A 14,174-nucleotide genomic window follows, 5' to 3' on the forward strand; every position below is an offset into this window, starting at 1 on the left:
CTCCAGGCATACTCACGGCCCGAACCCTCGTTCGGGGTTCGGGTTTTCTTGAGGCAGCCCGCTCGACTGAGGCGGCCGTCCCGTCAGCGCGATACCCGAGCTGCCTACGACGGTTGCGGCACCGGGTGCCGGTCAGACCATCTCGGGTACACGCAGGTGTGCCACCGCCAACTCGAAGTCGGACTCGTCGAGCACCTCTGCGTGTGCTTCCTGACTGCCCGTAGCTCTGATCCTGTCCAACTCGTCCTTGTTCCGCTCCATCGCTTCGAAGCTGTCGAAGGTCGCCGAGGCTACGCCACGACCGGATGCTCGGTCGACTAGCAGGCTGCCACTGCAGAAACCTTCCAGTTCCTCGAGGGCGGGCAGGATTGTCATCTTGTAGAAGTCGATGCCTCGGTCGATCTGATCCGCGCCGACCTTGACCCAAGTGGCTCGGACACAGGCGCCCTCACTCGCGCGGTGCTCGCGATGCATGGCAGCGATCTCCCATTCCTCGACCTGCCTGCTTCCACCCAAAAGCTCGGCCGCCCGTTCACGAATCGGCCGAATGGACTCCTCGCTTGCGCGCATCGCCTCCTCGGACTCCCAGGAGGTGGTAACAATGCACCGGCCGGACGTTCGGTCGACCAACAGGGACAAGCCAACGCACCCGTCGATGCCCTCGAGCGCGGGCATCACGCTGTCGCGCGTGTGCGCGATACCGGCGTCAATGGACGAGGGCTGCCCTTGGATGGTGGTGCTTCTTGCATACATGATCTGCCTCCGTTGTATGTGGGGCAGCGTCTCGACGGCGCCGCCGGACTACTTCATCGTCCTCCAACAGGCAGAGCAGGGCAATGGGTGGCGGGTGTCAGCTGAGGGTACTACCGATTTGCTGAAATCTAGTGCGCGCCTGAACAATACGTGGTTAACAGTCAAGCCAAACTAACAATTTTTGCGTCCGGCAGTAGGAGCGCGCTGTCCCCGAACTCGTGCCAGAGCAGCTGACGCCGGCGCAGCAGAGCCTTCTGCTTAGCGGCCTCCGCCAGGCCGTGGTCCAGAACCGGCTGGCGTGGGTGGTGACGGCCCGTCTGCCCTGCCAGGCGAATCTCACAAGCGATGGCACATGCGATACCAACTATTGCGACCGCGCCCGCCGTGCGGCCGAGCCATCCGGCGACGTTCGAGTCGTGGCAGGCTTGGCAGTGTGACCGACCTCGTGGAGGACTTCGAGGCTCAGCGGCCGCGCCTGTTCTGGCTGGCCTACCGACTGCTGGGGTCGGCCAGCGAAGCCGAAGACGCGGTGCAGGATGCATACCTGCGACTGCACGGCGCAGACTCAGCGCTGATCGAATCGCTGCCGGGGTGGCTTACCAAGGTTGTCACGAACCTGTGCCTCAACCGGCTCACGTCGGCCCGCGCTCGCCGGGAGGTCTACCCTGGGCCGTGGCTTCCGGAGCCAGTCCTCACCGACGACCGGACACTCGGCCCGCAGGAAGTTGCCGAGCAACGCGAGTCGGTGTCCATCGCGCTGCTGAGCTTGATGGAGCAACTCACCCCCACCGAGCGGGCGGCGTTCGTGCTCAGAGAGGCATTCGCCTACAACCATTTAGAGATCGCCGAGATCCTCGAGACGTCGGAGGCCAACGCCCGGCAGCTGTACCGGCGCGCGAGGCAACGCCTTGGTGAACCGCGGCGGCGTTTCCAACCTGATCGGACGCAGTGGCAGTCACTGGTTAATCAGTTCTTCACCGCCGCCACCGCCGGCGACGTCGCCGGGCTCGTCGAAATCTTGACCGCCGATGTGACGTCCACTGCCGACGGCGGCGGCAAGGTGGCGGCGGCCCGGCGCGTGGTCTCGGGCCGCGGCCGGATGGCCCAGTACGTGGCCCGCGTGTTCAGCAGAAACGTGGGGCAAATACGGCTGCGTCTGGACGTCGCCGAGGTCAACGGCGAGCCGGCGATGCTGGCATTCGACGGCGACACGCTGGCGGGCGTCTTGTACTTCGAGATCACGGGCGAGCAGATAGCCGCCCTGCGGATAGTCGCCAATCCCGACAAATTGCGATTTCTTGCCGAGCAGTTGTCACATCAGGCGGGCCTGCCCGGTTCATAGGGTGTGACGAACTCAGTACTCGTAACCGGCGGCACGGGAACCGTAGGCCGTATCGTTGTCGACCACCTGGTGACCGCGGAGCAGGACGTCCGCGTTGTGAGCCGCGGGCGGCGACCCCGGCAGTCCACCGACGTCCGGCATGTCGTGGGGGACGTGCAAACCGGTGATGGGCTCGACGCGGCGATGGACGGCGTCGATACGATCGTGCACTGCGTCTATCCCAGCGAGCACCTGGTAGCGGCGGCCAAACGGGCGGGCGCACCGCATCTGGTGTACGTCTCCATCGTCGGAATCGACCGCGTCCCATTCGCCCTCTACCGGATGATGCTCGCCAACGAACGTCTGATCGCCGAGTCGGGCCTGCCGTGGACGGTGCTGCGGGCGACCCAGTTTCACGATCTGATCGCCTTCATGTTGCGCATGCTCGCGAAACCACCAGTTCTGGCGCTGCCCTCAGGCCTGCGGTTCCAACCGGTCGACGTGCGCGATGTGGGCGCCCGGTTGGCCCAATTGGCGCTGGCCGAGCCGATCGGGCGTGCGCCGGATTTCGGCGGCCCGCGGGCGCGTGCGATCGACGATCTTGCCCGCAGCTACCTGGCGATCGTCGGTAAGCGGCGACCCATCATACCGGTTCGATTGCCCGGCAAGGTATTTGGTGGCATCCGCGCCGGCGGGCTGCTAACCCCGGAGCACGCCGCCGGCACGATCACCTTCGAGGAATACCTCGGCGAACAAGTTGCGGCGGGCCACCTGCCCTACCGCGACGCCATCCGCACTTACCTGCCGCACCGCCGACGCAAGGGGTCGCGGTGAACGCCCGGGTGATCGTGCTTCGCGCCGGGGTGTGGTTTCTCACGTTCGTGGAGATCGTGGTCGCGCTCGTCGCGACACTGGCCCCTCGGGCGTTCTACGACTACGTGCCCTGGGTGGACCTCATCCCGCCGTTCTCCGAACACCTCATGCGCGACTACGGCGCCATGAATCTCTCGCTTGCGCTCGTATTCGTTGTCGCAGCAGTCACGATGGAGCTGCGCATGGTTCGGATCGCGCTGGGCGCCTATCTGCTGTTCGCCATCTCGCACCTGATCTTTCATCTCACACACCTGGAGCACTTCACGATGACGGCCGCGGTCGGGCAAACGATTTTGCTAACGGTTGCCGTGCTGCTGCCGGTTGGTCTGCTGATCCTCACGGCTTGGCGGCCAAGCCCAGCCGCCACAAAGGAAGCAAATGACTGTCGTGAAGATCAGGCACTTGGTGACTAGCCGACCGGCCACGAATCATGCGCCCGCCGTGAGGGGGTCCGCATGCACGACCTACGCCATACGTTCGCCACTCTTTAGCTCTGGGCGGGGGTTCAGCTTATGCAGGTGGCGAAATGGCTGGGCCACAGTACGTTTACCCTCACTCTGGATTTCTACGGCGACTACGAGCAGGGCCGCGAACACCCTGCCTGAGGCACTGGCTGAAACCGTGTTCCGAGGGGAGGACCGTGCTAGTCCGGTGATGCCTGTCGTTCGTGGATCCGTAATGCCGTCAGCCGCGGATACAGGATTGCCGGACCGAGCCATCGAGCAACGAAGCGGCGCAGTGCGAGTCCATCGTGCGGCCGCTCTCCGGGATCGGTCAGCAGGGATTGCACTGTGCGCAGGGTCATTTCGGCCAGTTCACTGAGCGCGGCGGTGTCGAAGCCGTGCAGCTTCCAATCGACATCGAGGCGGTGGAAAACCGACAAGCAGAATGCGATCGCCGTGTCAGAGGTCAGCGAGGTGACGGGTTCGCCCTCATTTCGCCGGGTCAATAGGCTTTCCAGTTGCGGATCACCGGAGAGGTTCTCGACTCCGAACGAAACGCATTCGACAACTGCAGTGACCGGGTCGTTGAGTCCGTTGGCGTGTTCTGCGACCTGATCGATGAACCCGTTGACCGCACGCATTGAGCTGGCGATGAGCAGCGCGTCAGCATTGGGAAAGTAGCGGTATACCGTCTGGCGAGTGACACCGAGCCTGCGGGCGACGTCGGCAAGGCGTATCCCCGGTCCATGCTCGGCGACCTCCTCGTCTACCGCAGTCAGAATTCGCGAAATCGCCTCCTCGTCCGACGAGGGTGTCAAACCCGCCCAGCCACGACTACGCATCCGCCGTCACAAGCCTTTCGCTGGTGAATTCAATCGGAAGAGTTGTCGGGCCGGTCATTCCCAGCAGAGGTTTCCACGGGGCTGGACCGACGCGATGCGGGGCGGGGAGGCGGCGGGTGAGGACGGTGAGCGCATCCGCCAGTTCCCGGCGTGCGAGGTTTGCCCCCAGGCAGTAATGAGCGCCACCGCCGAACGTCAGAATTGGGGGAACGTCCTTGCGGGCAATGTCGAAGCGGTCAGCATCGCAATAGATCGCTGGATCTCGGTTGGCTGCAAAGGTGTTCGCGAATACAAAGGTCCCTGCCGGGAACATATAGCCACCGAACTCGACATCTTCGGTGGCCGCTCGCGGGACGATGCAGGCCGCCGGCGAGTGGCGCATGCTCTCCTCGACCGCCTGCATCGCGAGTTGTGGTTGGTCGCGCAGCTTCGCCCATTGGTCTGGATGCTCGCAGAGCACCTGTACCGATGCCGCCAGTTGGTTTCGGGTGGTGTCCGTTCCCGCCATCAAGAAGCCGGCCACCAGCATGCGGAGTTCATCGAGATTCAGCCGATCGCCGTCACTTTCGGCGCGAATGAGTTCGGAGAGCAGATCATCGGTCAGGTTGTTTCGGCGGGCAGCGACCATGTCATCGACGTAGCCGTCGAGTTCACTCCATGCGCGCATGATCGCAGCTTCATCGAAATTGGCATCCGGTTGGAAGTTGAGGGCTTTGAAGATCTCCTCGGTCCAATCCGCGAACAGCTGCCAATCCTCGCGGGGCGCGCCGATTAGCGCGCACATGATCGGGGTCGGGTAGCGACGCGCGATGTCGGTCACGACGTCGCAGTTTCCGGCGTCGATCACGCGATCGATCAGCCCCTTCACCACCTCGTGGATCGTGTCGGTGAGGCGGGATGTCGCGCGGGGAGTGAACGCTTTGGAAACCAGTTTGCGTAACCGGACATGCGGCGCGCCGTCAAGGCCCAAGAGGCTATTCGCCATCTTGTCGTACAACGGACCCGACGTGATGCCCTGGGCCGCCAGAGTGATACCGGGCGGCAAGCGGAATCTGTTGTCGCGCAATATTTCACGAGCCAGCTCGTAGGACAGGATCTCCGGGCCGAGGGGCCCGATGGCGATGGGCGCGCGCGATTGGGCCTTTCGGACATCTTCGAGGACGTCATGCGGAGTGGCGGTGAGGCCGTAATCGAACGTGGGAAGATCAGCGTCGAAAACGTTGGGGGCGGTGTTGTGCGCGTTCATCGATGTCCCAACTTCAGCGGGTGCGCCCAGACAGGCGTACGGACATATATGTTCAGAGCGTATGACCATCGGTCAACATCGTCAAGGATCGCCGGAATATAACGAGGTCAGAAGTGCGAACGGCAAGCAAGATCATACAAATGTTCAGCCAATGTCCGTATCGATGGTCCAGTGACACTGTGGACGCCAGGCTCGCTGCACACCGCGCACTTCGCCGGTTTTACTAAGAGACCTGATGCGGGTGACTTTTCGTTCGCGATGTCTTCGAACGGGCCGCGGGCAGGAGACATTGGCCCACAACGAATCCGCGGCGGCGTGAAGAGTACCGTCATCTGACGTGGAAGTCTCCTGCGCCTTCGCGACGTCGTCGAATACTCCCGAACATGTCGAGCTGGCCGAGGCGCTCGGCTACACACGGGCCTGGCTCTATGACTCGCCGGCGCTCTACCCCGACGTGTGGATGGTGCTGAGCCGGTGCGCCGAACGCACGACTCGCATCGGGCTCGGCCCGGGAGTGCTCGTCCCCAGCCTGCGACACCCAATGGTCAACGCCGCCGCGATCGCGGAGCTCGCACATCAAGCACCCAACCGCGTGGCCGCCGCGGTCGGCTCGGGGTTCACCGGGCGCTTCACGCTGGGTCAGCGGCCGATGCCGTGGCGGCGGGTGGCCGAGTACGTCCGCTGCCTCAAGGCGCTGCTGGCAGGGGAATCTGCCGAATGGGACGGCGCGACGATCCGGATGCTTCAGCTGCCCGGTTTCGGCGCTCAGCGGCCGCTCGATGTGCCCATCTTGATCGGCGCGGACGGCCCCAAGGGGTTGGCGGTTGCGGCCGAACTGGGCGACGGCGTCTTCTCCGCCGCCGTGCCGCAGCCGGATGCGGTGAGGGCGGCCGACTGGCGAGCGTTGCTGGCGTTCGGCACCGTCCTCGACGACGGTGAGGACCTGACGTCGCCGCGAGTGGTCGCCGCCGCCGGACCGGGCGCCGTGGTGCTCTACCACGCGATGTACGAACGGGGCGGCGCGGCGGCGGTGGACGCGCTGCCCGGCGGACCAGGCTGGCGCGAGGCGATTGAGGCTGTGCCCCAACATGAACGGCATCTCGCCATCCACGCCGGCCATCTCGTCGAGGCGAATCCCCGCGACGCGCCGCACGTCGCGGAGCTGATCCCGATGGCGAGCTCGATGGCTTTGACGACAACCCGGGCCGAAATGCCCAGCAAGATCGCCGCTTTAGGCGCGCTGGGCGTCACCGAAGTGGCGTACCAGCCGGCCGGTCCGGACATCGAGCGCGAACTACGTGCATTCGCCTCCGCTGCCGGCCTGCCCGGTGTCGGCAACTAGTGCCCAGGCGTATTAAGTTGGGCGACAAGAGGTCCTGACAAGCAGACGACGACTGCCGCAGAGCGTCGGCCAGGGAAGTAATGTTGCAAACGATGGACGGTGTCGCAGAACTGGTGCCGGTGCTTCCGGCGCACCGCTTTGATGAGGCCGCCCTCGCACGCTATCTGCGTGAAGGATTGCCCGGCTTCGACGGTCAACTCTGGGTTCGCCAGTTTCAAGGAGGACAGAGCAACCCGACTTTCTACCTGCAAACCACCGGTGGCGAATACGTCCTTCGCAAGAAGCCACCGGGCAAGTTGCTGCCGCGGGCACACGATGTGGAGCGCGAACACCGCGTCATGTCGGCCTTGCGGGACACCGATGTGCCGGTCCCGCGCATGCGGCTGCTATGCAACGACGAATCGGTCATCGGCACAAGCTTTTTCATCATGGATTACGTTCCCGGACGCATCTTCCATGACCCAGCGATGCCTGACAGCACCCCGGCGCATCGCGCGGCGATCTACGAGGACCTCGCGCGGGTGCTCGCAGCGCTGCATGGTGTGGACTGGCGTGCCGCAGGACTCGAGGGGTTCGGCCGGCCGGATGGTTATCTGCAGCGTCAGGTCGCGCTGTGGACACGGCAGTGGCAGGCCGCGCGCGTGGAGGACATGCCGGCGATGGACCTGCTGGCGCAGTGGCTGGCAGAACACCTCCCGCTGGGCGACGAGCCGGCGTGCATCGCGCATGGCGACTACCGCTTGGGCAACGTCCTGCTTCATCCGACCGAGCCGCGGATTGTCGCGGTCTTGGACTGGGAGCTGGCAACCATCGGCCATCCGTTGGCCGACTTGGGCTATACCTGTCTGACTTACCATCTTCCGCCGGCCGTCAGCGGCACCATGGGTGTGGCGGGCGAGGACCTGACCGGCACCGGCATACCCGATGAGCAGGCGTTCGTCGCGAGTTACTGTCGGCACGCCGACCGAGAGCCACCTCGTTCGCTCGACGCCTTCATCGTGTTCTCCATGTTCCGCCTCGCTTCTATCACCGCCGGCGTGTGGCGGCGCGGGCTCGACGGCAATGCAGCCGACTCCCGGGCCAGCGCACCAGGGGTTCGGGACCGCTACCGCGGCCTGGCGCAGATGGCGTGGGCTTTGGCGCAACAACTGGAGGGCCGGTGAGGCTGGCGGCCGGAGCTGCTCATGGTCGTGTCGAACCGGGCTCCGGCCGCGCTCAGGCGGATGCGGCTTGGTGATGTCTCCGTCATCGCCACGGCGGAATTCCCGGCCCACCAGGCGTTGAAACGGTGTCGAGCCGGACAGCCGCTTGTGTGGCCCGCAACAGGGGTACTCGGCTGAGCAAGATGACGCAAATGTCCTATCGAAGCTCGGACGAAATCGACCCGTGCGTGCGTGTTTACGGGGCGCGGGTCCACAATCTGCGGGGTGTCGACGTCGTGGCACCGCGTGACGCGCTGGTCGCGTTCACCGGAATCTCCGGATCCGGCAAATCGTCGCTGGCCTTCGGGACCATCTATGCCGAGGCGCAGCGCCGCTACTTCGAATCGGTCGCTCCATACGCCCGTCGCCTGCTATTGCCCACCGCCGCACCAAAGGTAGATGACGTCACCGGGCTACCGCCGGCCGTCGCACTGCAGCAGCGCCGGGGTTCGGCGACGTCGCGCTCGACGGTCGGCACCGTCACCACGCTGTCGAACCTGCTGAGGATGCTGTTCTCCCGCGCCGGCACCTACCCGCGTGGGGCCACGGAACGGCTGGACTCCGATGCGTTCTCGCCGAACACCGCGGTGGGAGCGTGTCCCGAATGTCACGGACTGGGACGAATCCACCGGGTGACCGAGGAGACACTGGTACCAGACCCTTCGCTGACCATCCGTGAAGGCGCGGTTGCCGCATGGCCGGGCGCCTGGCAGGGCCAAAACCTCCGCGACATCCTCGTCACGTTGGGGTATGACATCGACAAGCCATGGCGCAAACTCCCTAAACAGCAACGCAATTGGATCCTGTTCACCGACGAACAACCAACAGTCGAAATCGATCCGGGCCAGCATCCCGTGCAGGCCGATTACTATTACAACGGCACGTTCTCCAGCGCCGAACGTCATGTCCGCCACACGTTGGCCAACTCCCATAGCGCGATGATGCGCCGCCGCGTACTGCAATTCGTCGACACCGTCGAGTGCCCGGTGTGCGACGGTTCCGGGTTACGACCGGAGGCGCTGAAGGTGACATTCGCCGGGCGCACCATCGCCGACTACACGGCGATGCCGTTGGCCGACCTCGCTGACGCCTTGCGGCCGACGGCTTCTCGGACCGATGCCGCTGCCGCGTACGAGTCCACGACATCCGGTGAGCTGACGGAAGTGGCGACCATGATCGCCGCCGACCTCGTCGCGCGCCTGCAGGTACTCATAGATCTCGGCCTCGGCTATCTCACGCTGAGTCGCCGCACTCCGACCGTTTCACCCGGCGAACTGCAGCGGTTGCGGCTGGCCACTCAACTGCGCGCCGGCTTGTTCGGCGTGCTCTATGTGTTGGACGAGCCGTCGGCCGGACTGCACCCCGCCGACGCCGAACCGCTACTCGAGGTGCTCGATCGGCTTCGGCGCGCGGGCAATTCGTTATTCGTGGTCGAGCACGACATGGACGTTGTACGCCGTGCCGACTGGATCGTCGACGTGGGGCCTGGGGCCGGAGAGCTTGGCGGGGGCGTGCTCTACAGCGGGCCGGTGCCGGGTCTCGCCGACGTCGAAGGGTCGGTCACCCGTCGGTACCTTTTCGACGGGGCCGGGCCACCGCCTCGTCAACCGCGCACGCAGTCCGGGTGGCTGCGGCTGCGCGGGATCTGCTTCCACAATCTGAGAGACCTCGACGTCGACCTGCCCCTCGGTGTGTACGCCGCGGTCACCGGAGTGTCCGGTTCGGGCAAGTCGACGCTCGTCGTCAAGGTCCTCGGCGATGTCGTGCACCGCCATCTCGGCACCGGACGAGCAGCCGATCCGGCCGAATCAGATGACGACGAAACCGACAGTGGGATCGACGATCTCGATCACGACGCGAGTGCCGGTGTGACGGCAGAGGGGGCCGAGGCGATCAACCGGCTGGTATCCGTCGACCAGCGCCCGATCGGACGCACGCCGCGCTCGACGCTGGCGACCTACACCGGCTTGTTCGACGCCGTGCGTCGTGAATTCGCCGCGACCCCGAAGGCGCGTCGCCGCGGTTGGACGGCGGGCAGGTTCTCGTTCAACGTGGCCGAAGGTCGCTGCCCCACCTGTCAGGGGGAGGGGTTCGTGTCGGTCGAATTATTGTTCCTGCCAGGCACATACGCCACATGCCCCGCGTGCAATGGAGCGCGTTACTCCGACGAGACGCTCGAGGTGCGCTATCGCGACCGGACGATCGCCGACGTGCTCGCGATGACCGTCGATGAGGCCTCGGAGTTTTTAGCCGACGTCACCAGCGCAGCGCGGAGCCTGACCACGCTTCAAGAGGTCGGACTGGGGTATCTCCGCCTGGGACAGCCCGCTACGGAGCTGTCGGGTGGCGAGGCGCAGCGGATCAAGCTCGCCGCCGAACTGCAGAGACCGCGACGAGGGCACACCCTCTACGTCCTCGACGAGCCGACCACCGGGCTTCACCCCGCCGACGTGGATTTGCTCGACCGTCAGCTGCACCGCCTGGTCGACGCGGGCAATACCGTCGTGGTGGCCGAACACGAGATGCGGATGGTCGCGGGTGCGGACTGGGTGATCGACCTGGGACCGGGAGCCGGCAGCGACGGCGGTCGGGTCGTTGCGGCGGGCCCGCCGAGGAAGGTGGCGCGGGCGAAACACAGTCGCACGGCGCCGTATCTGACGAAGCGGTTGGCGCCTTCTGCTACGCCATGAGGAGTTTTTTGCGGCCTCAGCGCCGAGGACATCCCACTTCAAAGCGTATTTTTTCGCTCCGGACGGTTCGCTCATGTGGCATTCTGCTGGGGTGTCCACTGAGCCGGGGGCTGCTCCCTCGGGGGTAGTGACGTTCTTGTTCACCGACGTTGAGGGTTCGACCCGTCGGTGGGAGACCGACGCCGAGCAAATGCGGGCGGCGCTGGCCGCGCACGACAAGGTGGTGCGCTCCGCGATTGAGACGCACGGCGGTTTCATGTTCAAGCACACCGGTGACGGGGTGTGTGCCGCATTCAGCTCGCCGCGCTCTGCGGTAGCCGCGGCGGTGGCCGCGCAGCGGGCGCTGGAGTTGCCGGTGCGGATGGGCATCGCCACCGGCGAAGCCGAGCTGCGCGACAAGGATTACTTCGGTGCGGTGCTCAACCGTGCGGCGCGAGTGATGGCGGCCGGCCATGGCGGTCAAATCCTTTTGGCCGAGTCGACGGCAGGCCTGCTCAGCGGGGTAGATCTCGTCGATCTGGGGCAGCGACGGTTGCGGGACGTACCAACGCCGGTTGGTCTGTTTCAGGTTCGAGCAGCTGGGCTCCAGGATGAGTTTCCGCCGCTGCGGGTGCTGCAGACCAGCCCGGGAAACCTGCGGCGTGCTGCGACCAGTTTCATCGGGCGCGCGTCCGAACTCGACGAGGTACAAGCCGCGGTCAAGGCGCATCGGCTGGTGACGTTGACCGGTGTCGGCGGGGTGGGCAAGACCCGGCTGGCGGTAGAGGCCGCATCTCGGCTTGCTGACGAATTCTCCGACGGTGTTTGGCTTTTCGAGTTGGCCGCGGTCACCGATCCGGCTTCGGTGCCCGACGCGGTGGCGTCGGTGCTCGGCATCGCGCAACGACCCGAGATGAGTGTGAGCGACTCGGTGGCCGCCGCGTTGGAGGGCAGGCTGCGGCTGTTGATATTCGACAACTGCGAGCACGTGCGTGACGTCGCAGCTGATCTCATCGAGGCGATCCTCGCACGGTCCGCGACGGTGACGATTATTGCCACCAGCCGCGAAGGGTTGGGCGTCGCCGACGAGCAGTTGTGGCTGGTGCCATCGCTGGGACTTGGCGCGGGAATCGACTCTGCCGCGGTGGATTTGTTCGTCGAGCGCGCTCGTAGCGTCGCTTCGGGGTTCTCGATGGCCACCGCCGCTGAGGTGGAGGCGGTCATCGAGATTTGCCGCCGTCTCGATGGGATCCCGTTGGCCATCGAGCTGGCCGCTTCGCGTCTGCTCTCGATGACGGTCGCCGAGCTGCGGGACCGGCTCGATGACAGATTCCGGCTGCTGGTGGGATCGCGACGCGCACTCGAACGTCACCAAACCCTGCGCCACGCTGTGGCATGGTCTTACGACCACCTCGATGATGCCGAAAAGTCTTTATTGGCGGCGTGTTCGGTGTTCGCCGGGGGCTTCGATCTTCCCGCCGCGTGCGCGGTGGCCGATTGTGGTGACGAACTCGGCACGCTGGACCTGCTGGATGCGCTGGTGCGCAAGTCGCTTCTAATCGCAGACCGGACGTCGGACCGCACGCGATTTTCGATGCTGGAGACGATCCGCCAGTTCGCCGAGGACCAACTCGTCGTTTCCGGTATGGCAGCCGATGTTCGGACCGCGCATGCACGCTACTTCGCCGGCCGGGAAGCCGACATCATGGCGCTGTGGGACAGCCCCCGACAGCGCGAGGCCTACGCCTGGTTCGCCGTCGAGCTGGCAAACCTGCGCGCGGCTTTTCGGTGGGCAGCCGACAACAGCGACCTAAACACCGCCGCCGCCATCGCCGTCTACGCGACGTTCTTGGGTTTCCATGTGGAACAGTACGAATCCGTCGCCTGGGCCGAGGAGCTCATCGGACTTGCACGCAAGACCGACCATCCGCGCCTTGCCCAGCTTTATGTGGTATCCGCGCAGTGCCACGCGGCCGGGCGGGTTGACGACGCCGTCGGCTACCTCGATGCCAGCTACCGGATAACGCAGCGCGGAGGATTCGACGAGGTTCCGTACGAGCTACAAACTGCGACCGGCATTGTGTACAGCCATGCCGGCCAGTCCTACCGGTGGGCCGACCTGTGCCGCGGCGCGATCGCGGCCGAGTTGGGCCCTCTTCCGATCACCCGCGCATGTCTGGTCATGGCGCTGTATTTCATGGGTGAAGGTGACGAGGCGAGGGTGGCCTCGGAAGGGCTGCTCGACGTGGCCGAAGCCTCGCACAATCCCGTGCAAGCCTGCTTCGCGCTCTTGGCGCATGGCCTCGCCTACCACGACGCGGATACCGTCGCCGCGTATGACGCCCTACGGCGAGCCTTGACGATCGCCGGGGAGAGCGGCAACCGGCAGCTGGAATCAGCGGCGGCGGTAACGATGTGGATCGTTGCGACTACCGAAACCAACCCCAACCAATTCTTCGAATACCTAACGGTGGCGATCCGCCACTACGAGGACTCCGGCAGTGTGGCCAACCTGCGAAACCCGTTGGCAGTCCTCACCTGTCAATTGAACCGCCTTGGGCACCACGAACAGGCCGCGACCATGAGTGGGTTCGCCGCATCCGCCTTCACGCTTGCCAGCTATCCCAAACTCAACACGGCAATCGCCCACCTACGCGACGTCCTCGGCGAGGAAACCTACCAATCACTCGCTCGCCAGGGCGAAGCAATGACCATCGCTGCGGCGGCGGCCTACGCATTCGATCAAATCGAAAGGGCCCGCGCGGAACTCGAACACTCTGGCTGAGTTGCGCGAGTCGCGTGTCCAGTGGGTTCGAGCCCCGACGTCCGACGTCAGAGGCTGGATGTTGGAGGGCGCGCTATCGTTTGCGAGTGGCCATATCGACTCGTTTGAGCGCGCTGCTTGCGACATTGCTGGCGATTACTGCGGGCACCACAGCGCCGCGCGGCATCGCCGACCCGACAACCCAACAGTCGCCGTTCCCGACCGGAAATTCCGGCACCACCATCCATGTCACGGAGTACAGTGCCGCGACCGCCGACGTCACGCTCAACAATGCGAACTGGGTCTCGTCCGGTTGCACCGGGGGAGGAGGCTGCAACGTCATCGAGCTCACCATCGTCGGCAAATCCGATGCACCCTTCCACTACGGCGAAACCTACATAACCGCCGCCTCTTCGCCGTGGCGGCAAGATCCATATCGCGACATCCAGGGCGGCTCATCGGTGCTTGATTACCAGAAGGTCAACAAAACGCCGCCGCTGCGCTCGGGCAGCGTGACCAATGGCCAAACCGCCCACGGATTCATCGGCTACGACAGCACCGTGAAGCAGGGTGACATTTACATCGAGTTCAATGACCCCGACGCTCCGGCGGCACCCGCTCCATTGGCCGGCTGGAAGGTCCATACCTAGTGGAAACCCACTGACTATCTGACATTCGGAAGGCCCTCTGGCGCAGATTGTTGCGAGACTGATCTATGT

11 protein-coding genes are annotated in these 14,174 nt (G+C 64.9%); 8 read left to right on the forward strand and 3 right to left on the reverse strand.

Annotated elements, in window-relative coordinates; genetic code table 11:
• Positions 1–132 precede the first annotated feature (132 nt).
• On the reverse strand, positions 133–753 hold the full coding sequence (locus A5625_RS07085; protein WP_066990730.1) for an antibiotic biosynthesis monooxygenase: 621 nt from the start codon (positions 751–753) through the stop codon (positions 133–135).
• A 433-nt stretch (positions 754–1,186) separates the two neighbouring features.
• Between A5625_RS07085 and A5625_RS07095 the strand changes: the two genes are divergently transcribed.
• Genes A5625_RS07095 through A5625_RS07105 form a run of 3 tightly spaced genes read left to right on the forward strand, consistent with a single transcriptional unit; the run spans position 1,187 to position 3,360 of the window.
• Entirely contained in the window at positions 1,187–2,095 is a 909-nt protein-coding gene (locus A5625_RS07095; protein WP_066990737.1) for an RNA polymerase sigma-70 factor, read from the forward strand.
• 3 nt (positions 2,096–2,098) lie between these two features.
• The gene (locus A5625_RS07100; RefSeq protein ID WP_066990740.1) at positions 2,099–2,908 is read left to right on the forward strand and encodes an SDR family oxidoreductase; all 810 of its coding nucleotides are present in this window, start codon (positions 2,099–2,101) and stop codon (positions 2,906–2,908) included.
• Positions 2,905–3,360, forward strand: a complete 456-nt coding sequence (locus A5625_RS07105) for a hypothetical protein (RefSeq protein ID WP_232003492.1) — start codon at positions 2,905–2,907, stop codon at positions 3,358–3,360. Before A5625_RS07100 ends, A5625_RS07105 begins: the two co-directional genes overlap by 4 nt.
• 230 nt (positions 3,361–3,590) lie before the next feature.
• Here the strand turns inward: A5625_RS07105 and A5625_RS07110 are convergent, their stop codons facing one another.
• Positions 3,591–4,232 carry a TetR/AcrR family transcriptional regulator gene (locus tag A5625_RS07110; RefSeq protein ID WP_066990743.1) on the reverse strand — a complete coding sequence of 214 codons (642 nt, stop codon included), beginning with the start codon at positions 4,230–4,232 and terminating at the stop codon, positions 3,591–3,593.
• Complete coding sequence (locus tag A5625_RS07115) at positions 4,225–5,478, reverse strand: cytochrome P450 (protein WP_066990746.1); 1,254 nt, start codon at positions 5,476–5,478, stop codon at positions 4,225–4,227. The genes A5625_RS07110 and A5625_RS07115 overlap by 8 nt, the downstream gene beginning before the upstream one ends.
• 337 nt (positions 5,479–5,815) lie before the next feature.
• Between A5625_RS07115 and A5625_RS07120 the strand changes: the two genes are divergently transcribed.
• From A5625_RS07120 to A5625_RS07140, 5 genes are all read left to right on the forward strand, one after another.
• Complete coding sequence (locus tag A5625_RS07120; protein ID WP_066990749.1) at positions 5,816–6,820, forward strand: LLM class flavin-dependent oxidoreductase; 1,005 nt, start codon at positions 5,816–5,818, stop codon at positions 6,818–6,820.
• Positions 6,821–6,912: 92 nt separating this feature from the next.
• Positions 6,913–7,983, forward strand: coding sequence for a phosphotransferase (locus A5625_RS07125; RefSeq protein ID WP_066990871.1), 1,071 nt, complete (start codon positions 6,913–6,915; stop codon positions 7,981–7,983).
• A gap of 182 nt (positions 7,984–8,165) precedes the next feature.
• Positions 8,166–10,712, forward strand: coding sequence for an excinuclease ABC subunit UvrA (locus A5625_RS07130; RefSeq protein ID WP_066990873.1), 2,547 nt, complete (start codon positions 8,166–8,168; stop codon positions 10,710–10,712).
• Between the two features lie 91 nt (positions 10,713–10,803).
• Positions 10,804–13,476: an adenylate/guanylate cyclase domain-containing protein gene (locus A5625_RS07135; RefSeq protein WP_369829989.1), complete on the forward strand. Its 2,673-nt coding sequence runs from the start codon at positions 10,804–10,806 to the stop codon at positions 13,474–13,476.
• Positions 13,477–13,568: 92 nt separating this feature from the next.
• Positions 13,569–14,105 carry a hypothetical protein gene (locus A5625_RS07140; protein ID WP_369829992.1) on the forward strand — a complete coding sequence of 179 codons (537 nt, stop codon included), beginning with the start codon at positions 13,569–13,571 and terminating at the stop codon, positions 14,103–14,105.
• Positions 14,106–14,174: the final 69 nt, after the last annotated feature.

Source organism: Mycobacterium sp. 1465703.0 (assembly GCF_001672975.1).
Taxonomy (GTDB): domain Bacteria; phylum Actinomycetota; class Actinomycetes; order Mycobacteriales; family Mycobacteriaceae; genus Mycobacterium.

What these genes read in the sequence shown, in the direction of transcription:
- A5625_RS07085 (WP_066990730.1), bottom strand. Translation starts at nt 753, where the DNA reads ATGTATGCAAGAAGCACCACCATCCAAGGGCAGCCCTCGTCCATTGAC.
- A5625_RS07110 (WP_066990743.1), bottom strand. Translation starts at nt 4,232, where the DNA reads ATGCGTAGTCGTGGCTGGGCGGGTTTGACACCCTCGTCGGACGAGGAG.
- A5625_RS07115 (WP_066990746.1), bottom strand. Translation starts at nt 5,478, where the DNA reads ATGAACGCGCACAACACCGCCCCCAACGTTTTCGACGCTGATCTTCCC.
- A5625_RS07125 (WP_066990871.1), top strand. Translation starts at nt 6,913, where the DNA reads ATGGACGGTGTCGCAGAACTGGTGCCGGTGCTTCCGGCGCACCGCTTT.
- A5625_RS07130 (WP_066990873.1), top strand. Translation starts at nt 8,166, where the DNA reads ATGACGCAAATGTCCTATCGAAGCTCGGACGAAATCGACCCGTGCGTG.